The organism is Acidobacteriaceae bacterium (assembly GCA_035944135.1).
In the GTDB taxonomy this organism is placed as follows: domain Bacteria; phylum Acidobacteriota; class Terriglobia; order Terriglobales; family Acidobacteriaceae; genus Granulicella.
Map to the genome: position 1 here is coordinate 116,238 of DASZBM010000001.1, position 22,589 is coordinate 138,826.

The 22,589-nt window shown below is 60.4% G+C and carries 18 protein-coding genes; 9 read left to right on the plus strand and 9 right to left on the minus strand.

Going from position 1 to position 22,589, the window contains the following annotated elements:
* Nucleotides 1–9 precede the first annotated feature (9 nt).
* From VGU25_00420 to VGU25_00430, 3 genes are all read right to left on the minus strand, one after another.
* A complete protein-coding gene (locus VGU25_00420; GenBank protein ID HEV2575645.1) occupies nt 10–2,910 on the minus strand; it encodes an IPT/TIG domain-containing protein in 2,901 nt (966 codons plus the stop codon).
* Nucleotides 2,900–3,538, minus strand: coding sequence for a hypothetical protein (locus VGU25_00425; GenBank protein HEV2575646.1), 639 nt, complete (start codon nt 3,536–3,538; stop codon nt 2,900–2,902). Before VGU25_00425 ends, VGU25_00420 begins: the two co-directional genes overlap by 11 nt.
* A gap of 149 nt (nt 3,539–3,687) precedes the next feature.
* Nucleotides 3,688–3,888, minus strand: a complete 201-nt coding sequence (locus tag VGU25_00430; GenBank protein ID HEV2575647.1) for an allantoinase — start codon at nt 3,886–3,888, stop codon at nt 3,688–3,690.
* Nucleotides 3,889–3,974: 86 nt separating this feature from the next.
* On the opposite strand from VGU25_00430, the gene trxB reads away from it, so the two are divergent.
* Nucleotides 3,975–4,928 (plus strand): thioredoxin-disulfide reductase, encoded by a 954-nt coding sequence (gene trxB, locus VGU25_00435; GenBank protein HEV2575648.1) that lies wholly within the window; start codon nt 3,975–3,977, stop codon nt 4,926–4,928.
* An 86-nt stretch (nt 4,929–5,014) separates the two neighbouring features.
* Here trxB and VGU25_00440 read toward each other — a convergent pair whose 3' ends face one another.
* On the minus strand, nt 5,015–6,775 hold the full coding sequence (locus VGU25_00440) for a beta-xylosidase (GenBank protein ID HEV2575649.1): 1,761 nt from the start codon (nt 6,773–6,775) through the stop codon (nt 5,015–5,017).
* A gap of 42 nt (nt 6,776–6,817) precedes the next feature.
* Here VGU25_00440 and VGU25_00445 point away from each other — a divergent pair, with 42 nt between their 5' ends.
* The 6 genes from VGU25_00445 to VGU25_00470 all read left to right on the plus strand — a co-directional run bounded on the left by VGU25_00445 (nt 6,818) and on the right by VGU25_00470 (nt 13,724).
* Nucleotides 6,818–7,348, plus strand: coding sequence for a peptide-methionine (S)-S-oxide reductase (locus VGU25_00445; protein ID HEV2575650.1), 531 nt, complete (start codon nt 6,818–6,820; stop codon nt 7,346–7,348).
* 218 nt (nt 7,349–7,566) lie between these two features.
* On the plus strand, nt 7,567–9,180 hold the full coding sequence (locus VGU25_00450) for a peptidase S10 (GenBank protein ID HEV2575651.1): 1,614 nt from the start codon (nt 7,567–7,569) through the stop codon (nt 9,178–9,180).
* 285 nt (nt 9,181–9,465) lie between these two features.
* Entirely contained in the window at nt 9,466–10,413 is a 948-nt protein-coding gene (locus VGU25_00455; GenBank protein HEV2575652.1) for a tetratricopeptide repeat protein, read from the plus strand.
* Nucleotides 10,414–10,452: 39 nt separating this feature from the next.
* Entirely contained in the window at nt 10,453–11,898 is a 1,446-nt protein-coding gene (locus VGU25_00460) for a coniferyl aldehyde dehydrogenase (protein HEV2575653.1), read from the plus strand.
* On the plus strand, nt 11,898–12,020 hold the full coding sequence (locus VGU25_00465) for a hypothetical protein (GenBank protein ID HEV2575654.1): 123 nt from the start codon (nt 11,898–11,900) through the stop codon (nt 12,018–12,020). The genes VGU25_00460 and VGU25_00465 overlap by 1 nt, the downstream gene beginning before the upstream one ends.
* Nucleotides 12,021–12,173: 153 nt before the next feature.
* Nucleotides 12,174–13,724, plus strand: coding sequence for a toll/interleukin-1 receptor domain-containing protein (locus VGU25_00470; protein HEV2575655.1), 1,551 nt, complete (start codon nt 12,174–12,176; stop codon nt 13,722–13,724).
* Nucleotides 13,725–13,964: 240 nt separating this feature from the next.
* Here the strand turns inward: VGU25_00470 and VGU25_00475 are convergent, their stop codons facing one another.
* The 4 genes from VGU25_00475 to VGU25_00490 form a co-directional block, all read right to left on the minus strand.
* Nucleotides 13,965–14,417, minus strand: a complete 453-nt coding sequence (locus VGU25_00475; GenBank protein HEV2575656.1) for a hypothetical protein — start codon at nt 14,415–14,417, stop codon at nt 13,965–13,967.
* Between the two features lie 206 nt (nt 14,418–14,623).
* The gene (locus VGU25_00480; protein ID HEV2575657.1) at nt 14,624–15,070 is read right to left on the minus strand and encodes a VOC family protein; all 447 of its coding nucleotides are present in this window, start codon (nt 15,068–15,070) and stop codon (nt 14,624–14,626) included.
* A gap of 81 nt (nt 15,071–15,151) precedes the next feature.
* Nucleotides 15,152–15,634 (minus strand): VOC family protein, encoded by a 483-nt coding sequence (locus VGU25_00485; GenBank protein HEV2575658.1) that lies wholly within the window; start codon nt 15,632–15,634, stop codon nt 15,152–15,154.
* Nucleotides 15,635–15,666: 32 nt separating this feature from the next.
* A complete protein-coding gene (locus VGU25_00490; GenBank protein HEV2575659.1) occupies nt 15,667–16,272 on the minus strand; it encodes a hypothetical protein in 606 nt (201 codons plus the stop codon).
* A 300-nt stretch (nt 16,273–16,572) separates the two neighbouring features.
* Between VGU25_00490 and VGU25_00495 the strand changes: the two genes are divergently transcribed.
* Nucleotides 16,573–17,526, plus strand: a complete 954-nt coding sequence (locus VGU25_00495) for a tetratricopeptide repeat protein (protein ID HEV2575660.1) — start codon at nt 16,573–16,575, stop codon at nt 17,524–17,526.
* Nucleotides 17,527–17,542: 16 nt separating this feature from the next.
* On the opposite strand, the gene VGU25_00500 is transcribed toward VGU25_00495, so the two are convergent.
* Entirely contained in the window at nt 17,543–21,112 is a 3,570-nt protein-coding gene (locus VGU25_00500; protein ID HEV2575661.1) for a carboxypeptidase-like regulatory domain-containing protein, read from the minus strand.
* 278 nt (nt 21,113–21,390) lie between these two features.
* On the opposite strand from VGU25_00500, the gene VGU25_00505 reads away from it, so the two are divergent.
* Nucleotides 21,391–22,566 carry a glycoside hydrolase family 27 protein gene (locus tag VGU25_00505; protein ID HEV2575662.1) on the plus strand — a complete coding sequence of 392 codons (1,176 nt, stop codon included), beginning with the start codon at nt 21,391–21,393 and terminating at the stop codon, nt 22,564–22,566.
* The last annotated feature ends 23 nt before the right edge of the window (nt 22,567–22,589 follow it).

The window sequence follows — 22,589 nt, forward strand, 5'->3', positions numbered from 1 at the left end:
AGGCCGCCGCTACGGGCTCACCGGCAGAGACAGCGAGACAAACCCCTGCGTTCCAGTGACCGCCGCAATGTTCACCACTTGCGGCAGTCCCGGGAGCTCCATCGGCGTGATGCTCACATTGCCGTTGCTGTCCGAAACCGCAGAACTCCTCCCTGATGCAAGCACCGCGCTGGCCGCGCATCTTCCCTGCGCCGGGCACGCACCCTCCCAAGCGTCCACCGTCTGATAGACCGACACCGTCGCCCCTTGCAACGTGTGACCCACAGCGTCCGTCACTCCAAGACTCACCGGAGCGAGCGCCGTTCCCACACTCACGCTCTGCCCTGCTCCCGTGCCCACCGCGATCTTCCACTGCGACGGATCCACCGCATTCACCGTCCAGCTCGAGCACACCGTCCCCCACAAACATCCGGTGACGGTCGCGACCCCGGCAGGGATGCCAGTCGCGCTCACCGTCGGCGCAGCCGTTCCGCTGCCATCCGTTACCGCGCCTCCACTCACCGAAAGCCCCGAACTCGCCGTCCAGACCACAGGCACTCCCACGGCCGCTAATCCATCCTGCGTGGCTCCCAGTGAGATCGTCCACGACGCCGACGCTCCCGCCGCCACATAAATCGGTGCACTCGCAATCGAGACCACGCGCACCGGATCCATATCCATTACGGTCACCTGCACACCGGCGCTGCCATTTACGTCGGTCGCGTTCAACACCACCGGCCCCGCTCCGCCGCCCGTCACCGTTGTCTGGACCAGTCCCGTCGCATCCGTAGTCAGAGTGCACGTTGTTACATTCGTACATGCTCCCAGTGTGGCTAAGCCCGACACAACCGACACCTGCACCGGCTCACTGATGATCGGTGTCACTCCATCCGGCTCGAGCAATCGCACCGCAAATGCTTTCGCCGCTGTAACGCCTGTCTCCAGAGACGCCGGAGCCGAAACCAGCACAGCCATCCCAGGCTGCACATTCGAGTAGCTGAAACCGCTGCCGACGTCCGTCGTTCCTCCTGTCGCAACGTCCATCACCATCACATCCACCGGCGTTCCCATCGACGCACCCGCTGTCGCCATGCTCGGCACTCTCGCGATAATCTGGTTCGCGCTCGAGCTCAAAACAGTCGCCGGCACACCATTCACAACGACCTGGTTACCCTGCCGGAAGCCCTCACCCGTGATCACAATCTGTCCGCCCGCTGTGTTCACCTGTGCCGGGCTTACGCTCTGCGCATACAGCACCCGCGCCTTGTATGCGAAGTCCGGCCGTCCCGCTCCATACTGGTCGGCAACCACGAACGTATAGTTCTTCGCAGTCGTACCCGCCAGCATCTGCAACTGCGTCACGCCCGGCTGCAATGCGTTCATCGAAAATGGCTGGCTCGCCACAGTTGGCAAACCGCCGTCGCCCGTGTTCCACACTCCGAGCACCGGCTGTGCCTTGTTCATCGTCGGCGCTCCCGTCTCATCCAGCGCCGTCACCTCGATCGTCCACGTGCTCCCCGGATTAATTTTCACGCTCCACCAGGAACTGTGGCCTACCGGGCAAAGCTGCCCGCTCCACCATCCGCTCGCGTCCGACTGCGCCGGCGCGCTCTGCGTTCCATCGCCGTTCCCTGGGCACGTCGAAGCCGCATCCCAGGCCGTCGCTTGAAAGGAAGCTCCTGTCCCGGCAGGGGCAGACCACGCGATCATGATCTGCGGTGAGCCGGAGGGCGCTATCGGTGGACGTTCATACATTGCGATCGCATAGTCGCCTGTATATAGCGGGTCGATAGGCTCCGTCACCATAAACAGGTTCTCCACGTAGGCGTCCGGCGTTCGTGGAACCCAGGTCCGGCCTTCGTCAGGCGGCCACGTCGTTCCCAGATTCTCCGATGAGCTCTCCGGCCCCGTGACCGGATTGCCCGTATTCTGCGCGTACAACTGTCCTGTCACCCCCGAAGTAAGCTGCACGGCTCCGCTTCCCGGCGGCCCCATGGCCACAGTGGTATTCAGCAGCTCCATTCCCTGCCCGGTTGGAAATTGCGCCTGCCCCGTGAGGTTCACTGCGCTCACTGAGCTCAACTGCTTCACGTTGCCCAAATAATTCGCGCTGATATTCGAGTTCGTAATCGGATACAGAATCGCCAGTGAACTCAGGTCATCTGCACGAAGCTGAAACGGCTTCGTGATGCACTGGTAGCTGTACGTTCCACAGAGAACGTCGATCGGATGCATAATCGGCCAGTAGCTGATCTCACTAGCCGTCGGCGGCGTTGATCCCGTAAACAGATTGTCGTTAACCTGAGACCAGGCCAGCCCCAGAATCCTTCCGAACGAGCGTTCCAGCTGATACTGCATCTGGAGCAACTGCTCTGGCGCAGAGCCGACGCAGCGGCCGTTCAGAATCAGCATCGCATGATGAATTGTTCCCTCCGGCCCGATCGAGTCGACACTGTCCACGACTCCCGTTTGCCGGCAGCCGCTCGGATCGCTTGCTCCCTCACCCAGCAACGTATCGATCACACTGCCATCGGTGTCATAAATCACCGCAATCGGAATGTTCTCGTAGTTCGTCGATGAAACATCGCTCGGAAAGACCATCGCCGAGCCGTTGAAGTAGACGTTCGCGGAGCTCACGTGCTCGGCCAGTTCGCCGCCCTGGCGCAGCACCAGCGACGACGACGGCACATTCCAGGTCGCCGCCGCAGCAGCCACCATCGCGTCTGCCTGAGCATGTGACACCGTCGCGCTCAAATTCCCCGGATCCGTGTAATACGCCGGCGACGACGTGTAAAACGGAATCGTTATTCCGCCCTGCACCTGCCAGCCGGCACCTGTAACAAATCGCGGCCCGCCGGCGTGCGCTGCCAGCGACCCATACACGCACCCAACGAACAGCAACGCCCTCGACATCCATCCCTTACTGCGCATCCGGCACCTGCTCCACAATCGGCTTTGGCGGCAGCTTCGTTACCTGGCTCCAGGTTGAAAGAATCGGCGTGGTCCCCGGCGGAAGCGGACGTCGCACCGGCCGCATGCTCACCGAGCCTTTGCTCTGAACGATCGGCAGCGCATCCTTCAGCGCAATCGCTCCGTCGCTCACATCGGCCAGCGGCTCGCCGATCCGGCGCTGCACGCGCGTGCTCAGCCGGCGCACATCCAGCAGCAGCGTGCCCTTCTCATCGGCCATCACCGGGACCATGCCCTCGCTGCCGTCAACCACCGAGCTCAACCCAGCCCTGCTTGTCCCATGCAGAAACACCAGCGCGTGTTCGCCGACCCGGTAGCGCATCTGTCCCATCGGCCACATGCCGGCCCACTCACGCAGCGTGTAGCTTCCAGCCGTCTGCCCCACCAGCGGCGTATCCACTCGAAACTGAATCTCAACCACTCCGGCGTCGCGCCGGATGCCCACCACCTGTCCCACAAAAACCGTCGCCGCCCGCTTGCTCAGGTTCTGGAGCGCCGCTGTCACGCTCGCATCCGGACCGGCCACAGCCTGCTGCTGCGCGCCCGCGGCAATCGCGGGCCACAGCAGCCAGATCAACCATCGAGACATCGGTCACTGTCCTCCTATACGACACTCTTCGTCGTTTCAGAGGAATCTCAGCTCTCGTGTCCCACCGCGCCGCGTCGCCGCGCACACGCTCACCCGATCAGGTCAGCGAGGCCACCACTCGGGTCATGCTCCGGATATAAGAAATCCAGTCAGATCTCTGGATAAAAATCGAAGAACGCTTCGATGCTGTTGCGCAACTGCGATTCAATCGACTCGCGGCTGCCTTCGAGCACGTGCATCGTCACCCGCGCCTCGTTGCCGTTCTTCAACTTCACCGGAGCCGCATCTACCGCCACAACCTCGTCCGCCGGCAGCAGCCTCATTCCATACACCAACACCAGATCAGCCATCCCAAATCTCCTTTTTTCCTCTACTCTCTATCCTCTACCCTCTGATCCCCCCGCATCGAATACGCACCCTCTACAATCAAATAGCTATGTCTGAAAACCACGTCCGCGACTGCGTCATCCTGGGCTCCGGCTGCGCAGGACTCACCGCCGCCATCTACGCCGCGCGCGCCAACCTCAAGCCCCTCGTCCTCGAAGGCCACGAGCCCGGCGGCCAGCTCTCCATCACAACACTCGTCGAAAACTTCCCCGGTTGGCCAGACGGCGTCCAGGGCCCCGAACTCATCGACAACATGAAGAAGCAGGCCACGCGCTTCGGTGCCGAAATCACCCACGGCCACCTCTCCGCCGCCGACATCTGCCGCACACCCTTCGAACTCACCATCAACGGCGAAATCGTCCTCTCCCGCTCGCTCATCATCGCCTCCGGCGCCTCCGCGCGCTGGCTCGGTCTGCCCTCTGAGCAGGCGCTCATCGGCCACGGCGTCAGCTCCTGCGCCACCTGCGACGGCTTCTTCACCCGCGGCAAAGAGATCGCCGTCATCGGCGGCGGCGACTCCGCCATGGAAGAAGCCCTCTTCCTCACCCGCTTCGCCACCAAGGTCACGATCATCAACCGCAGCGAAAACTTCCGCGCCTCCCGCATCATGCTGGAGCGCGCCATCGCCCATCCGCAGATCGAATTCCTCCACAACACTCTCGTAGAAGAAGTCCTCGGCGTCGAAGAGAAGGACGTTCGCGGCCTCAAGCTCTTCAACAAGAAAACCGGCGAGCGCTGGACCCTTCCTCTCGGTTTCATGTTCCTCGGCATCGGCCACGAGCCGAACGCCAGCATGTTCAAAGGCCAGATCGATCTCGACAACGACGGCTACATCAAGTCCGAGCACAACGTCTTCGTCACTCGCCAGGGCATTCAGCTTCACGGCGTCTACGCCTGCGGAGACGTTCAGGACCGCCGCTACCGCCAGGCCATCACCGCCGCCGGCACCGGCTGCATGGCCGCCCTCGAAGTCGAAAAGTACCTCGAAGAACTCGGCCGCTAAGTTCCTTTAAGGACAAGCGACGCGTGGGTGCCCCATTCATGGCGACAGCTTTATCGTCGTCATGGGTGGGCTCCACGGAGCTTACCTCACCAACTAACTCCGAACAGCGACACCGACTCGCCCGGCAGCGTCTCCTCCAACCTCACCGCGCCATCCTTCACCGCAACACTCCTCACCGCACCCATCTCCTGCAACTGCCCCGCAGCCTCCAGCTTCACCGTCTGCTCGGCGTCAGGATGCGCCGGCGATCCCATCGCCTTCCACACCGTGTACGCATTGCTGTGCGTCTCATCGATCCGCCACTCGCGCACCTGCACGCGCTTCACTCCAGCAGGCACGCCCCGCACGATCACGCGCGCGCCCACAGCCGGATCCTGCGCAACCGTGTCCTGATAATTCCAAACCATCACCATCGCCTTATTCGCGTTCACCGTCGCCAGCCCATCCACATCGGGCGCCCCGCGCACGCCCGTCTCGCGAATCACATCCAGCGGCACCGCGCCCGTCGACTCCACGCTCACCCTCTCGCCGCTCATCTTCGCCGCCATCCGAAAGAAGTTCAGCACCGGCTTGTCGATCCCATTCGTCGCCAGCGATCGAAACCCCTCAAACGTATCTCGTCCCTCAAACTCAAACGCCCACGACAACATCGCAATCAAATTGATTCCATGCTCGTCCGCCAACTGAAAGATCCGCGCATACGCCGCCGCCGTATACGCCGGATACAGCGTTCCATTGCGATACGCATTCGCTGGATTCATCTTCGCCGAGCACGCCGCGCATCCCTCCGGATCCGCCTCGCTCAAAATCACCGGGAGATGCCGAAACTCCGGAAAGCTCTGGATCACCTCAAACCCCGCCTCTACATCTCGCAGCTCATGATTGATCCCCATCGTGACTGCGCCGTTCGCAATCCTCGGCTGACCCTTCGCATGAAACGAGATGAAATCCAGCGGCTGCTTCGTATCCCGCACGTGCTCCAAAAATCCGCGCAGCATCTCATACGACTTGCCCCTGCCTCCCGGCCCTGTCGTCGCCGGCCCACCCACACGCGCTCCGGGCAATGCTGCCTTACCTCCCGCCGCCGAAGCGTCATACAACCGGTAGTATTCCTCCGGCGTTCCGTGCCAGTACGAAATGTCCGGCTCGTTCCACACCTCGAAGTACCACGTCAGCACTTCATCCCTCCCATAGCGCTCGACAAGGTGCGCAACCACCGCCTGCACCAGCGCCTGCCACTTCGCATAATCCTTCGGCGGATTATTCGAAGCTCCTCCCAGCACATCGCCCGGAAAGTGCATCTGGTACGGCTGATCCGGCTTATTCGGCAACTTCGCCGCCAGGTCCTTCGGCATAAACCCGAGCTCCACCATCGGCTTCACACCCGCAGCCTTGTACGCGTCGAAGATCCCATCCAGAATCTTCCACTCATACACCGGCCTGCCCTGCGCATCCTCGCGATACACGCCCGTCGAGCTCCACTTCAACTCCGGCGTCCCATCGCCCGACGTCAGCAGATGATGCATGCGGATGTACACCGGCACCGGACTCATCGCGTGCAGTTCGCCTAGCAGCTTCCGCCCATTAGGCGCCGTCGCATAATTCGCCTCGTCAAAGCCGAACCACCGGTAGATCGGCTCGTATCGCCCAATCTTCTTTCCCAGATCAACCTTGATCTCAACTGCCTTGGACCTATCTCGCGCCGAGTCCTGCGCCACCGCGAGCCGGCCGCCGGCCGCCATCACCACACCCATCGCGACCAGCCAGCTCAACCATCCGCGCTTGCGCATGCCCATGGCAAGAACTCTAATCCTCTCCTGACAACCCTTCACATCCAGAAAACTCAATCCGCGATCCACCCTCGCACGTCATATGGATGAGGTCTTCAAATGATGCGCCTACGCTCTACCGTGACTGCCGTCCTCGCTTGCACGCTCTCGCTCTCCACCCTCGCCTGCAACGCACAATCCGAGACACAGCACGGCCCGATCCCCTCGCCGCAAACCGACGCTCCCCTCGCGTCATCTCCCGGCCGAGCCACCGCAGTCTTCGCCGGCGGCTGCTTCTGGGGCACGCAAGCCGTCTTCGAGCGCGTCCGCGGCGTCCTCTCCACCACCGCAGGCTACTCCGGCGGCTCCTCCTCCACCGCGCACTATGACGACGTCACCACCGAAACCACCGGCCACGCCGAATCCGTCGAAGTGATCTACGATCCCTCGCGCCTCACCTACGGTCAGCTCCTCCGCGTCTTCTTCACTATCCACGACCCCACCACACTCAATCGCCAGGCCCGGACGTCGGCACCTCCTACCGCTCCGCCATCTTTTTCTCAACCCCGGAGCAGCAGCGCATTGCCACCGCCTACATCGCGCAGCTCGACTCCGCGCATGCGTGGCCTAAGCCCATCGTCACCCAGGTAGTCCCGCTCAAAGCCTTCTACCGTGCCGAGGACTACCACCAGGACTACGCTCTCAAAAATCCAAACAATCCCTACATCATGGTCTGCGACCGCCCCAAAATCTCCACGCTCAAGGCCGATTACCCAGACCTCTACGTCGAGTATCACGGCCACTGAAACCCGCGCCTGGCTTCCAACTCCACTCTCGACATCACCCACAAATCCATTAGCATTCTCCACATGACCTTCAGCCGAACCGCTCCCGCGATCATCCTCGCCCTCACTCTGCCTGCACTCGCAGTTCCCGCACAGGCCCAGCGCGGCCAGCGCAACTCCCAGGCCCCCTCGCAAGCTTCGACAGCCCCGCAATCCACGCCGGCCGCCACGCCCGCGCCCAGCGAAACCACACCACCTGCGCCCGGAGCTCCCACTCCGCCTCCCGGCACGCCGCAGCAGCCCACGCACACCAACGCCCTTCCCAACCCGCTCCCGCACGACAAGTCCGTCGAGCAGACCGTCGCCGTCAACGGCCACACTCTCCACTACACCGCCACCGTCGGCACCATCGCCCTCGAAGGCAAGGACGGCAAGCCTACCGCCGAAGTCGTCTACACCGCCTACACGCTCGATAATGCACACGACCGCCCCGTGATGTTCGCCTTCAACGGCGGTCCTGGCGCCGCCTCCGGCTTCCTCAACCTCGGCGCTGTCGGCCCTAAGCACGTCTCCTTCGGCAACGCCGGCGAGTCCCCCTCAGACCCCGCCATCCTCACCGACAACCCCGGCACCTGGCTCGACTTCACCGACCTCGTTTTCATCGACCCCGTGGGCACCGGCTTCTCCAAGTCTCTCGTCGACGACAACGAAGCCAAAAAGCTCTTCTACGCCCCCACCCCCGACATCGAGTACCTCTCATTCGTCATCTACAAGTGGCTCGTCAAAAACCAGCGCATGCTCTCCAAGAAGTACGTCATGGGTGAGAGCTACGGTGGCTACCGCGGCCCGCGCATCACGCACTACCTCCAGACCCAGCTCGGCGTCGGCGTCAACGGCCTCTTCCTCGTCAGCCCCTATCTCAACCCCGACTTCGGCGACCGCAATCTCTCGCCCATTCCCTGGATGATCACCCTCCCCTCCATCACCGCCGCGCATCTCGAAAACGAGCACAAGCTCACCCCTGACGCCATGCACGATGTCATCGCCTACACCGAAGGTCCCTACGCCTCTGCGCTCATCTCCGGCCCCGAAAACTCCTCCGCCACCAACGACATGATCGCCCACGTCACCGAGATGACCGGCCTTGACCCGCAGTTCGTCAAGTACTCCGGCGGCCGCCTCTCCACCCAGGCCTACCTCCGCGAAGTCCACCGCGAAAAAGGCGAGATCGGCTCCGTCTACGACTCCAACGTCACTGACCCCGACCCCTTCCCCTACTCGCCCGAGCAGGAAGGCTCCGACCCTATCTTGGAGTCCGGCATGGCCCAGATCACCCAGGCCATGGTCGACTTCGACACCCGCGTCGTCGGCTGGAAGGTCGAAGACCGCTACAACCTGCTCTCCTTCGACGTCAACCGGCTCTGGGACCGCCAGGGCCCTGACCTCCGCCGCGGCGCCGTCGCCGATCTCCGCGAAGCTCTCGCCGCCGACCCCAAACTCCACGTCGTCATCATGCACGGCTGGAACGACCTGAGCTGCCCCTTCATGGGCTCCATCCTCACCCAGAACCAGCTCCCCGCCACCATCGCGCCACAACTCACCGTGCACGAATTCCCCGGCGGCCACATGTTCTACACCCGCCCCTCCAACTCCGCCGAACTCCACACCCTCGGCGAACAAACCGTCGCCTCACACTAACTCGCTTTCGTTTTCTTTCTGTCAATCCCGAAGGGAATCTGCTCTTCTAACTCACAGCTCGAAGCTGAACGACAAACCCCAAGGGCGGCTCGCAAGAGCCGCCCTTCTTTCGTTCGTCACACACAGAAACAATTTCGGAACCACCAACGCCCTTCAGCCGTAATGAGAGAGACCTGCTGAGCAACAGGGCCCACTCGAAAATCAACCCCCATACACCACACAACCTGTCTTCACAGGCTGCAGCCCAACGTCGCACAAAATTCGCCGCACAAAGGATTCCCCTCCATGAAGCGAATCATTAGTGTGCTCCTCGGCCTCATCTCCTTCGTGGCTCTTCTCACCGCGCAGAACAACAACCCCGGCCTCGACTCCCTTTCACAGCTCAGCCGTCACGGCCAGCTCCCGCAGCTCATCCAGGCTGCGAACTCGCTCCTCGCCGGCGGCAACCTGTCATCCTCCGACAAAGGGATCGCCCTCACCTACCTCGCCTACGGCTATCAGCAATCCGGAGACCTGCACCACGCCGTCGCCTCCTACGAGCAGGCACTCGCCGTCATCAATCGTGACGGACTCCACACCGCCGAATACGCTACTGCGCTCGCCGCACTCGCCACTCTCTACGCTGAGAGCGGCGCAATCGACACCGCCAAACACGTTCTCCTTCGATCGATTCATATCTTTGAGCAGCAAGGCGACCACGCCGCCATCGCCGGCCTCTGGAACGATCTCGCCACCATCGCCGCCGACGAACATTCCAGCCGCGACGCGCACAAATATCTCGCCCACGCCCTCGCCGAGTCCCAGCTCGCCGGCAACATCACACAGGACCAACTCGCCGCAATCACATCTACGCAAGCGCGCATCGCCCAGCTGGACGGCGATCCCACCTCCGCCATATCCGACTATCAGCGCTCACTCGCTCTCTGGAAACAATCTCACGGCGATCAGCAGCCCCAAACCGGCTGGCTTTACGTTCTCCTCGGCGAAGCCTGGCTGCAGTCCGGCAACATCGCCGCTGCGCACGACGCCACCCTCCACGGCCTGCAGATACTACAAGCTACTTCCGGCGACCGTACTCCTCGATTCTTCGCCGCCCAACTCGCCTACTCCAAGATCCTCGATGCCTCCGGCTCGCACGCCGAAGCCTCCACGCTCCGCACCTCCGCCAACTCCGGACTCACCGACCTTACCCGCGCCAGCCAAAATCAAATCAGCATCTCAGCCTTGCGCTAAGTCGTCAGCCCGAGCACCGTCCGCGCTACGATATCCGCTGTGTCACACCTCCAAGAGATCTTCGATCGCCAGCACACCAGCTTCCGCCGATGCGCGCCGCTCCCACTCCGCAAGCGCCTCGAAGCTCTCGACCTCCTCCTGCAGAGCGTCATCAACTACCAGGACATCCTCATCGAAGCCCTGCAGCAGGACTTCGGCCAGCGCTCCGCCCGCGAAACTCGAATCCTCGAAATCTTCCCCCTCCTCGACGAGATCCGCCACATCAAGCGCCACCTCCGTCGATGGATGCGCCCGCGCCGCGCCCCCGCAAACTGGCAGTTCCTTCCCAGTCGCACACAGACGATCTATCAGCCGCTCGGCGTCGTCGGCATCATCGGCGCCTGGAACTACCCACTCTTACTCACACTCTCCCCGCTCGCCAACGCCATCGCCGCCGGCAATCACGTCCTCATCAAACCCTCCGAGCACGCACCCGCCACCGCCGAAATCATCCGCCAGCTCGTCAGCGAAGCATTCCCCGAGGACTACATCGCCGTCATCATCGGCGACAGCGAACTCGCCGCCGCCTTCTCCGCCTTACCCTTCGACCACATCCTCTTCACCGGCTCGCAAAACGTCGGCAAGCTCGTCATGAAGGCTGCCGCCGAAAACCTCACCCCCGTCACGCTTGAGCTCGGAGGCAAGTCCCCTGCCCTCGTCCACGAATCCTTCCCTCTCGCCACCGCGGCCGACCGCATCTGCTCCGCAAAATTCTGGAACGCCGGACAAACCTGCATCGCTCCCGACTACGCGCTCGTCCCCGCCACCAAAGCCGACGCCTTCGCTCGCGAATGCCAGGCCGCCCTCGCGAAACGCTATCCTCAGCCGCACTCCAACGCCGACTACACCCACCTCATCAGCCACTGCGCCCACGCACGCATGCAGGCCCTCGTCGACGACGCACAACAGCACGGCGCGCAAATCATTCAGCCCGATTCACCACCCGCCTCCGCCGCCACAACTCGCTTCTTCCCTCCCACGCTCATCCTCGGCGCAGACAGCTCCATGCGCGTCATGCACGAAGAAATCTTCGGCCCCATCCTGCCAATCGTCACCTACGCCACACTCGACGACGCTCTCAGCTTCATCAACGCCCGCCCCCGCCCGCTCGCTCTCTATTACTTCGACCGCAACAAATCCCGCATCCGCCACACCCTCGACCACACCATCTCCGGCGGCGTCACCATCAACGACTGCATCTTCCACTTCGTTCAGCACGACCTGCCTTTCGGCGGCGTCGGTCCCAGCGGCATCGGCGCCTACCACGGCTTCGAAGGCTTCAAAACATTCTCGAAGCACAAGGGCGTTCTGCTCCAAAGCTCCCTGGTCGCAAAGTTTCTCGCCCGCACCCTCAAACCACCCTACACACGCCTCTCCGACCGAACCATCCGCTTCCTCCTCGGCAAAACCACCCGCCGCCCCATCCACAAAATGACCCTCCCCTGATGGCCACCATCGTTCCCAAATTCACTGTGCACGAACTCCGCGGCGGCCACATCTTCCACACCCATCCACAACAGCGCCGAACTCCCACCACCCTCGGCGAACAAGCCGTCGCCGCCCATTAACTCGCTTTTGCCTTTCTTTCTGTCATTCCCGCAGGGAATCTGCTTTTAGAGCTCTGCCAAATCAAGGTTGAACGCAAACCCCAAGGGGGGTCGACCGTCATAACCCTGTTTTGAACAGCCCCTATGAGCTTTTTGCCACGCTAGAATCCTCGAATGCGTAAAAGGAGCTTTGACGTTTTTGTTTCACACGCATCTGAAGACAAGGCCGCATTCGTGGAACCACTGGCTACGGAGCTCCGAAAATGGGGGCTGAACGTTTGGTTCGACAGATTCGAACTACGCGTGGGAGACAGCTTAAGGGAGTCGATAGAACGAGGCCTCGCAACATCCCGATACGGAATTGTTGTGTATAGTCCCGCCTTCCTAAAGAAGAAATGGCCGCGCAAAGAATTGAACGGTCTTTTTTCGAGGGAGATTTCTGGGAATAGGAAACGCATTCTGCCGATCCTGCACAACCTTTCGATCGCAGAACTTCGTAAGAGCTACCCTATCCAGGCGGACAGATATAGTTTGTCTAGCAAAGTCCCCTTGGACGAGCTCTGCAGGGAGCTGATCCGGGTCATTAAACCGGAACTTCTCGAACTCCAGGAGCTGGAGCGACGGAGCTTCGATTCCGCTGAGGTCTTCCTAAAAACTGCGGGCACTAAGTACCCGAATTACGAATTCTCGGTCTATGTTGCAAACTCTTCCGGCAAGCGAATTGAAATCCGGTCTAAGGTCCCTGTGACGTCAGAAGACGCACCTACAATCAACTTGAGATTTCTAGGAGAGGGCGTGCGTAAGGCCATGGAGCTTCTGCGCACAGGCAAAGCCCAGAGTTGGAGCAGCAGTGAGTTCACGCATTTGAGCTCGGATATTCCGTTTTTTCCGGGTCCGCAGGAAGGAATGCTTCTGAGTGCTGGCCCCCCAGTAGACCCAGATCCCCGAGCGGTGAGAATTGAAATCGAGGATGCCCCCGAAACTCGCTTCGAGCTTATGACAATGAGCGTCGTACGGAGGGGCAGCGAAGAAGGGGAGCTTCGAATCGCAGACGACAGCCAGCCGCTGTCAATATCCCTTGTGAACCAATTTGCCGAGAACGCGGAAATAAACATATCCCTCTCGTGGCGAATCTCGGGTTTTCAAGCAGGCAAATGCCAGCGGATGCTCAGCTTTGTGGACGCCGCACTCGCCGGCGGGAGGATTAAAGTCACCGATTTGAAAGGCGAGCGACCAACGATTACGTTGCCGCCGATTGAAGGACCAGCGAAATCAGGGTCTCTCGACCCCAACACACGAAAATTGATCGCCTTGTGTGCAGAAATCGAAGAGCGGCTCAAATGCACCATCATCATGCGCAAGAATCTCACTGAAGACGACATCGAGAATCTCGAGATTCTCGATTCCCTTTTGAACGGAACAGAAAGTGACCGCGACGCGAGCGGGACGATGTCCCTAACAAAGGGGCAGTATCAACAGATTGACGACCATATTTGCCAATCCACGGCTTTAGCCCTGCGCATGTTCCTTCCCGTAGCAAATTTCTCCGGCTATTTCGAGGTAATGGGCACCCGAATTAAAGCGCCAGAATGGGGCTACAGCGCGCCCTGCGATGTGGCCGTTTCAGAAAACGAAAGGCGGGCTTTCTGCGAAGCAAAACCCGGGTATGCGACGAAGATGAGGGTGAAGAGCGTAGGATCCGGCCGGTTTGCGTGGAAGGCTTAGCATTCTCCGGTTGGCCCACCGATAAGGATTTCGCGGGGACCACAAAACCCTTGGGTGGGCTTCGACAACCGGCGGGTGGCCCACATCTGACCTACTCTCCAGTCGGGTGCCCGCGTCTCGCTTCTGAGACGTGGGTTTGCAAGACGCGTCCGTGAGCACCTCACTCGCGCGATGCCGCATTCATGCGTTTCCACGATTCGTTCATTCGGCTACTTTTCAGCGACTGCTACGTAACGTGTTCTAGCCAATGCAATCTTCTGCAGCCGTGTAATCGATCTGCTTTCCCGATTCAGCTTCCCGGGCCGCCAACGCGACGAACTTCTCGATCGCTTCTGGAACGAAACACAGCTGCCACGGAACGTATTGGGCATGCCAGGACTCGGTATCAGCACTCAATATTTCCCAGGCAGCCGAAATGTCGAGCCGGTCAATCTGCTCTTCCCCCAAACGTGACATCCCTGGCGAAGCCACGCAGGTAATGGTTACAGTCACACCCCAGTCGTCGGCTCTAATATCGCTTACGCGCACGAGAGTCGCGTCCGGCCGTTCCATAAAAATCGCGAGAGCACCCTCACACTTCGCAGCGATCGCAAGAAAGGAGTCCCTCTGCCACTGGTCCATCGATTCGAAGGAGTTCTCCGCCACGAAATCACCATACGCCGGCTGGCTCACCCAAACAACGATCCAGACCACAGCTCGACGCCATTCCCATCCGGATCGCGCAGGTAGAGATCCTCACTCATCCAGCGGCGCAACTCGGCTTGACAAACCCCGCCTCCGCAAACCCCTCACGGAGAGCTTCGCGCCACTCGCCGAACAAAGTGCCACACAAAGGTCCACCCCTAACTCCAATCTTCTGAAGATTTTGCGCAAAAACAGGGGGGAGGGGGCCCCACCGCTCAACCGTACTTGAACTCCGGTTTGCTCTGTCCGACCTCGATAATGTAGCCGTCAGGATCGCGAATATAGCAGCGCCACTCGCCGTACTTGTCCATCGGCTCCGTGATGAACTCCGCTCCCCGGCTCTTCCATTCCCGATAGCACGCCTGAATGTCCGCGACCCGGAAGTTCATAAAGCTGCTGATGTGGTTCGGGTCCGGGACGCTGAGCGTGACCGTCGGCTTGTCCGGCGTACCCCCACCCCCCACGTTCATAATCATCCAGATATTCGCGAGCCGGAGGTACCCAGGCGCATTGCCGTCGCCCCTGCTCAAAATCTCAGCCCCAAACACCTTCGCGTAGTAATCAAGCGACCGCTGGATGTCCTTCACGGTGAGAAAGTGCGCGATGCTGATCCCGTCCTTCGGGGGCATCTCATAACTCTTCTGTTCAACAGTTACGCTCATTGACGACTCCATTCCAAAACAGAGCCCGTCTCGAGATTAAACACCCCAAAGCGCCGGTTGAGACATCTGCTGGATGAAATCTCACTTCGCCGCCGCCAACAGCCCCTTCAAATCCAGTGGCCTCGTCACCATCGCGAGTTCCCCATCCTTTGTCCGCGGCCACTCCTTCTGCGGCTTATCCCAGTAAAGCTCCACGCCATTCCCATCCGGATCCCGCAGATACAGAGCCTCACTCACTCCGTGATCTGACGCGCCATCCAGTGGCACCCCCGCCTCCAGCAGCCGCCGCAGCGCATCTCCCAGCTCCGCTCGCGTCGGATACAGAATCGCCAGGTGATAAAGCCCCGTCGCCCCAGCCGCCGGAGCCTGCCCCCCATAGCTCTCCCAGGTATTCAGTCCAATGTGGTGGTGATATCCGCCCGCCGACAGAAACGCCGCGCTGTTCCCCATTCGCTGCGTTACCTCGAACCCCAGCACATCGCGATAAAACGCGATCGCGCGTTCCAGGTCCGCAACCTTCAAATGCACATGCCCAATCCGGGCCTCAGGATGAATCGTCTTCATACCTGTTGGATTTCATCCGAGCCGCCAAGGATTCAGTGAGTCATCGCGGGCCCCGGCGTCCCATCCGACCACTTGTCGACCACATCAAACAGAATCGTCACATGCTCTTCCGGGTCATTCGCCGCTATCACCGGTGAGTCCGCCAGATCCGCTCCCCAGGTCTTTATCTGATCCCCCGAAACAAAGAACATCACATGCGGGTGCCAGTGCTGATCGCGGTCCCCCAGGTACTGCTGCTTCGACATCATGTAGGCTTCGGCGCCGCGCTCCAGCGGCGGCAGCTTCCCGCTCTTGAACGCCGCCTCCGTCGCCTGCAGAATCTTTTCCTTTGACCTCTCGCCGGCCATCACCAACTTCGTTTTCATCAGGTAGATAGGCAGAAACGTCCTCGCTGCGGGCGGATTGAAGCAGTGCGGCGCGCGCAGGTTCGGATTCCAGTAGTCCGGAGCCGTCGTGTTATTAGCCCACCCGCGCTCCACCATGCACGTCCATCCATTTCCACCATCCGCTGCTGTGCCGTACCCATCCCGCCGCAGGACCAACACTTTCGCCTTTCCCGAAATCGAAGTCGGAGCCGCAGTGCGAGCCAGCGCCACCTCCGCCCCCTCCGGCATCATGTACTGCTCAAGCGGGGCCATCTGAGGGTAAGGCGTCTTCACCGCCTGCGCCCTGGCGGAAGCTCCCCAACAACCCCACGCCACCGACAAAACCAACACCAATCCAAAAAATCGTCTCGAGATCATCGTGGCCGAATTATAGAGCGCGAGCTAACCTCTGCACTCCAATTCACGCGACACTCCGATTCGACATCCCGTCCCGGCCCGTCAACGATTCGTCACAATCGGGAAACATCCCTTGAATTCCTGCGTATACCGTCTCCAAGCCAGCGATCAAGCGCGGACCGCAGGCAAAATCGCCACGCAAAAGGAGCTATTTCCATGCGGCGAATCCTGCTTTGTGCGCTTCTCGCAATCATCAGCGCGCCCTCTCTGAGCGCTGAAGATCCAAACACCGCGCTCGCCAACCTGTCCGACTTAAGCCGCCGCGGCCAACTCCCGCAGTTGATCCAGGCCGCGAGTTCTCTTCTCGAAGCGGATCAGTTAAATCCAACGGACCGGGCCATGACGTTGACCTATCTCGGCTACGCCTACCAGCAAACAGGAGAGTTCACCAAAGCGACCGCTAACTACGAGAAGGCCCTTGCGGTCCTCGAGCGCGACGGCCAGCACCCGTCGGAATACGCCGCAACTCTCGGTCCCCTGGCAACTGTGTACGCACAGATCGGCCAGATCGACACGGCCAAACACCTGCTGCTTCGATCGGTTCATCTGTTCGAGAACGAAAACGATCACGGTGGCGCCGCAATGGCGTGGAATGATCTCGCGGCCATCGCCGCCCAGCAGCATTTACGCCATGAGGCTCATAAGGATATGGCGCGCTCGAACGACGAACAGCAACTGGCGAGCAACATGACTCCGGGTGAGCTCGCCGCCATCACAACGACCGCGGGGCGGATTGCCGAACTCGACGGAGATGCCCGCACTGCCATCCAGGACTATGGGCGCGCCCTCGAGCTCTGGAAGCAGACCAACCAGGACCAGCAGCAGAGAACGGCGTGGCTCTACGTGCTTCTCGGTGGCGCTTATCTGCAGGCTGGGGACATCGCGGACGCACGCGAAACGGCCGGCCGCGGTTTAGCCCTGTTCGAAGCGACCTCCGGCCGCCAAAGTCCGCGGTACTTTGCCGCACAGCTCACCTACGCGAAAGTGCTTGACGCCTCCGGCGCCCACAACGAAGCGGCCACGCTGCGCAAGGAGGCGCAAGAGAGCCTAAATACTGCGACAGACCGCCAACGCGCTCAGTCAGAGATCAGCGTCTCTGCATTGCGTTGAGAACAGGCGGCGGTCCCTAGAAATTGATCCTCAGCGCCAGTTGCAACAGCCTCGGATTCAGTGTTGAACTCAACTGCCCGAACGTCGCGTCCGTCTCCGGATTGCTTGACGAGTTGGCATTCGCGAAGGTCGCGGTATTGTTCAGCCCGCTGAACTCTGGATGGTTGAACGTGTTGTAAGTCTCGAGCCGGAACTGCAGCACTGCCTCGCGGTAGAACGGAATGTTCTTGAACAGCGCCGTATCGAAGTTGGTATCTGCCGGCAGATAGTAGTTCACCTTCGGTGCATTCCCCGGATCGCCCGGCGTGTATCCGCTCGTCGCACTTGTCGCTGCCACACCCGCAATCGGCACGGTGACGCACGCAGGGTTGAACCAGTGACCGAAGCTCCGCGGTGCGCGCGCCATCGGGTCGCACGTCAGCCGCACGCGCGCTCCGTCCCCGCCGCCCGTAATGTTCGCACTGTTACTCGTCTTCAGCGCGATGGCGCCCGGTGCCCCACTCACTCTTGAAGCGATCCCGGAGATCTGCCAGTTGTCCAGCACCGCGCGGGTGAAGAAGTTGTTCCATGCATGGCTCACCTTCGGAATATTCCAGAGGTAGTTCACGACCAGGTTGTTGCGAATGTCCCAGCCTGCGGGCCCGTAGTTCCATGCGCGCAGATTCTGGTACATCGCAACGGTGCCGTTATAGCTGTCGGTGTAATCCATCGCGCGCCCCCACGTGTACGCGACACCGAACTCCAGTCCCTTGTTGAAGCGATGCGTCATCTGCACCTGGAGCGCGTTGTAGTTGGACGTGAGGTTGAAGTACTGCATGTTGATTGTGTTGAACCCTGGATACGGACGGAAGAAGTTATCCGGCAGAATGCCGCCCGCAGGGCTGTGACTCGACCAGAGGAACTCCGCGTTGTAAGGAACTTCATTGATCGGCGTGTAGTCGCTGAGGTGGCGGCCAAAGGTCCCGACGTATGCGAGATCGAATACGGTGCCCCAACCTAACTTCTGCTGAACGCCGATGCTCGCGTTCTCGGTGTAGATGGTCTTCTGGTGCAGCGGAATGGCATGACTCACACTGAAGGGACCGTTCAGGCCGCTTGCGTTCTGGAAGGTGTTGATATTTCCGTAGAACTGCTCCGGCGAGTTTGTCGTCGGCGCGTTGTTCGTTAGGTCGCCCTCCTGCCCGCTGCGGGCGCGAACGTTGTAGAAGATGCCGTAGCCGCCGCGGATGACCGAATTACCGCGGCCTGTCGGATCAAACGCGAAGCCCACGCGCGGCGCAAACAGCACTCCGTTGCCGTAGACGGTGCCTTGCGGGAACCCTTTTGTGTTCACGTTGAGGACGCCGTTGCTCAGGTTGCCGGTGTTCGGGACGAAGAGGCCGGCATAGGCGGCCGGATACTTGTTTCCGGTAGTTGGATCGACGGAGTTGGTGCTGTTGAGGGGCTGATACAGAATGGGGGCGGCCGATGCGCTGTACAACTCCGGCGCGAAGTTGTTGCCTGCCGACAGCCGCTGCGCGATGTCCCAGGAGTAGCGCACACCATAGTCCAACAGCAGTTTCTTCGTGGCCTGCCACTGATCCTGCGTGTACCACTCGAAGGCGTTCGTGCGCGGCTTGTAGTTCACCAGCTGCGTGACCTCGCTCATGGTATCGAAGTAGCCGAGCAACGTGTTCGCATAGGCGAAGTTGAAGTTGTTGGGATTTTTCGTATCGGTTGCGTAGGAGAAGTTGCCTACGCGATTGTGATTCACCTGCAGGTAGGAGTCCGTCTGCGCATCAACACCGCCTTTGAGCGTGTGGCGGCCGAGGATCCATGTCACGTTGTCGGTCGCACTATAAGAGCGGACCTGATCGGTCATCGGAAACCGGCTGTCCCAGCCGAAGTTCGCAGAGTTCGTAAGACCGAAGCTGACGGCCGGCAGAAGGTTCAGAGGATTGACGCCCGGATACAGTGCCGGAACGTTGTACCCGCCCGAACTGAGCTGCGCCTTCGTGAGGTCCGCATTACTGTAGAGCTGCGTTTCGCTCCATCCTGCAGTGCCGAGATTCAGTTCGTTCACAAGATTCGGCTTGAACGTGTAGATCAGGTTGTAGACGAAGTTCGGATTTGTGGTGCGGTAGTTCACGCGCATCAGCCACGGAAGGTTGTTCGCCGGAGATGAGAAGTCGTTGTCGTTCACCGTCTCGAGATCGCCGCGCCCGAACATGTGGATCTTCTGTGTCGGAGCGTAGTCGATTCGGAATATCTCCTGGTTCACAGGTTTATCCGCCGAGTAGTTGGTGATGTAGTTGTAGTTGTTATTGCTGATCGTGACATTGTTGAACGCGAACTGCGGGTTCAGCACAAGGGTGTTCTGGTAAATGATGTTCAGCAGTGCTTGTTCCTGCTTGTTAATGTCGGCCGGCGGAATCACGTTGTTCTGAAAACATCCAGGCCCGGGTGTAGCCGAGTTGACCGCGCATGCGCCAGACGCGTTGGGGTCCTTGATGCGGACAAGCGTGCTGGCGTTCTGCGTTGCTGTGCCCTGGTTGTAGGTCTGCGAGAAGTCGCCGCTCACCTCGAGCTGTGTGGGCACGCGGTAGTACTTCAAGCCGTCGGGCGTTGTGATCGGTGAGTCCTCGACCGAGATGAAGAAGAAAAGCTTGTTCTTATTACGGTCAAAGTGACCCGGCCAGAAGATCGGGCCGCCGAGCGTGCCGCCGATGGTGTTGTAACGATAGCGGGCGCGCGGAGCGCCGGTGTAGTTGTTGAACCATGAGTTCGCGTTCAGGTCCTCGTTGCGGAAGTACTCGTAGGCCGTGCCGTGGAAGCGTGACGTTCCGTTCTTGGTGACGATATTGATGTTCGAACCGGCGGTCTTGCCGTACTGGGCCTGGTAGTTCGCGGTCAGGATCGTGATTTCCTGAATCGCGTCGAGGTTCAGCGGCGTGTCCAGCGTGCTGAGGCCGCGCGTGTTGCCCGTGACCCCGTCAACAGTCGCGGAGTTGTATTCGCTGTTGACGCCGTTCACTGTTGGCGTCGCTTCCGTGCCCAGGCTCGAGGAGCCGTATCCGCCACCGCCGCCGCTGACCACAACGCCGGGCATCGTGCGGGTGAGTGCCATTGCGTCACGACCAACGGCGAGAAGGTTCTCCATCTGCTTGGTGTCGAGCACCTCAGAGCGCTCGGAGCTCGTGGTCTGAATCGGAGTGATGTCCGCGGCGACGGTGACCGACTCGTTGACCTCGCCGACGTCCAGCACGAGCGTGCCGGCGGAAAGATTCTGCGAGGCGCTGAGGATGAGGTTCACCTTGCGCAGCTCCTTGTATCCCTGGGCATCGACGACAACGGTGAAGGTGCCCGGCTCGACGTCTGGGAAGACGAAGTCTCCGTCGTGGCGAACACTGGTTTGCACGCGAACGTTGGTGAGCTGGTTGATGAGCGTCACCTTCGCAGCGGGGACAGCTCCATTGCTTTTGTCCACGACATGCCCGCTGATGGTTGCGCTGGAGGTCTGAGGATGGGCGGTTGTTTCGAAGCCCAGGAAGCTGACGCACAGCAGGGTCAGAGCGGCACTCTTCCAACGAGGAGATTTACGCATCATGGTTTTCTCTGCCTCCTGAATTTTGCTGGTAATCGGTGCAACTTATACGTATCGAATCCCGGCCCGGAGAACGCTATTTATACGTGTCAATTCCGAGCGGCCTTACATTAAGAGCACGCAGGAATGCTTGTCAAATGCTTTTTTGATTGCGACATTAGCGTTTTACTATTTGAAATTCTCAAACAACAGAGCTGGCGCAGCTGAAAACAAAGGTTGACCGAATCGTTATATATACGTATAAATATCTCCGCTTGTCACCCTCCCTTTAAAGGCATCGCATGAGTTTGCTTTCGCGGCTGATCGGCCCGGTTGTTCTGGCCGCTTTCTTTGTCTCTCCGCTGGCCGTTCGGTCGCAGAAGCTGGCGCAAACGCCTCCGATGGGCTGGAACAGTTGGAACCACTTTCACGAGAAAGTGGACGACGCCACGATCCGGGCGACCGCGGATGCGATGGTCTCCTCCGGAATGCGCGACGCGGGCTACGTGTACGTCAACATCGACGACACGTGGGAGGGCCAGCGCGACGCACAAGGGGTCATCCATTCGAACGCGAAGTTTCCGGACATGAAGGCGCTCGCGGATTATGTGCACTCGAAGGGGCTGAAGCTCGGGATTTATTCATCGCCGGGCGCGAAGACCTGCGCGGGATTCGAGGGCAGCCTGGGGCATGAGGTTCAGGACGCCCAGACGTACGCCGCGTGGGGAATCGATTACCTGAAGTACGATCTGTGCGGGCTGCGCGATCAGATGAAGGCTGCGCCGTCGCCCGAGGCAGCACACAAGATCATGATCGAAGCCTACGTCAAGATGCGCGATGCGCTGCGCGGGACGGGGCGGCCGATCGTTTACAGCCTGTGCCAGTACGGCGAAGACGCCGTGTGGGAGTGGGGCGCGAGCGTGGGTGGGAACCTGTGGCGTACGACGGGCGATATCTCCGACAATTACGCACGCATGGCTGACATCGGCTTCAGTCAGGCGGGCCTTGCGCGCTTCGCGGACCCGGGGCACTGGAACGATCCGGACATGCTCGAAGTGGGCAATGGCAAGATGTCGAACGAAGAATATCGCACGCACATGAGCCTGTGGGCGATTCTGGCGGCTCCGCTGCTCGCGGGCAACGATCTCGCGACCATGACGGACGAGACCAAGGCGATCCTGATGAACAAAGAGGTGATTGCCGTCGATCAGGATGCGCTGGGCAGGCAGGGCGACCGCGTGTATACGGAAGGGCCGATCGAAGTGTGGTCGAAGCCGCTAAGTGGCGCAATAGCAGTAGGCATCTTCAATCGTCAACCAAAGATGCTTACGGCGCATGTCAATTTCGCGAAGCTTGGATTCAGCGGCGCCGTGCGGGCGCGCGATCTTTGGCTGCACGAGGATCTCGGAACGCTGCCGGTGAAATATGACGTTGCGATTCCTGCGCACGGCGTGCTGATGCTGCGCGTTACGAAGTAGAAATCAAAAACCGCTCTCGAGAG

What these genes read in the sequence shown, in the direction of transcription:
- VGU25_00445 (HEV2575650.1), top strand. Translation starts at nt 6,818, where the DNA reads ATGATGCGCCTACGCTCTACCGTGACTGCCGTCCTCGCTTGCACGCTC.
- VGU25_00505 (HEV2575662.1), top strand. Translation starts at nt 21,391, where the DNA reads ATGAGTTTGCTTTCGCGGCTGATCGGCCCGGTTGTTCTGGCCGCTTTC.
- VGU25_00470 (HEV2575655.1), top strand. Translation starts at nt 12,174, where the DNA reads ATGCGTAAAAGGAGCTTTGACGTTTTTGTTTCACACGCATCTGAAGAC.
- VGU25_00450 (HEV2575651.1), top strand. Translation starts at nt 7,567, where the DNA reads ATGACCTTCAGCCGAACCGCTCCCGCGATCATCCTCGCCCTCACTCTG.
- VGU25_00430 (HEV2575647.1), bottom strand. Translation starts at nt 3,888, where the DNA reads ATGGCTGATCTGGTGTTGGTGTATGGAATGAGGCTGCTGCCGGCGGAC.
- VGU25_00425 (HEV2575646.1), bottom strand. Translation starts at nt 3,538, where the DNA reads ATGTCTCGATGGTTGATCTGGCTGCTGTGGCCCGCGATTGCCGCGGGC.
- VGU25_00490 (HEV2575659.1), bottom strand. Translation starts at nt 16,272, where the DNA reads ATGGCCCCGCTTGAGCAGTACATGATGCCGGAGGGGGCGGAGGTGGCG.
- VGU25_00465 (HEV2575654.1), top strand. Translation starts at nt 11,898, where the DNA reads ATGGCCACCATCGTTCCCAAATTCACTGTGCACGAACTCCGCGGCGGC.
- VGU25_00480 (HEV2575657.1), bottom strand. Translation starts at nt 15,070, where the DNA reads ATGAGCGTAACTGTTGAACAGAAGAGTTATGAGATGCCCCCGAAGGAC.
- trxB (HEV2575648.1), top strand. Translation starts at nt 3,975, where the DNA reads ATGTCTGAAAACCACGTCCGCGACTGCGTCATCCTGGGCTCCGGCTGC.
- VGU25_00500 (HEV2575661.1), bottom strand. Translation starts at nt 21,112, where the DNA reads ATGATGCGTAAATCTCCTCGTTGGAAGAGTGCCGCTCTGACCCTGCTG.
- VGU25_00455 (HEV2575652.1), top strand. Translation starts at nt 9,466, where the DNA reads ATGAAGCGAATCATTAGTGTGCTCCTCGGCCTCATCTCCTTCGTGGCT.
- VGU25_00420 (HEV2575645.1), bottom strand. Translation starts at nt 2,910, where the DNA reads ATGCGCAGTAAGGGATGGATGTCGAGGGCGTTGCTGTTCGTTGGGTGC.
- VGU25_00495 (HEV2575660.1), top strand. Translation starts at nt 16,573, where the DNA reads ATGCGGCGAATCCTGCTTTGTGCGCTTCTCGCAATCATCAGCGCGCCC.
- VGU25_00485 (HEV2575658.1), bottom strand. Translation starts at nt 15,634, where the DNA reads ATGAAGACGATTCATCCTGAGGCCCGGATTGGGCATGTGCATTTGAAG.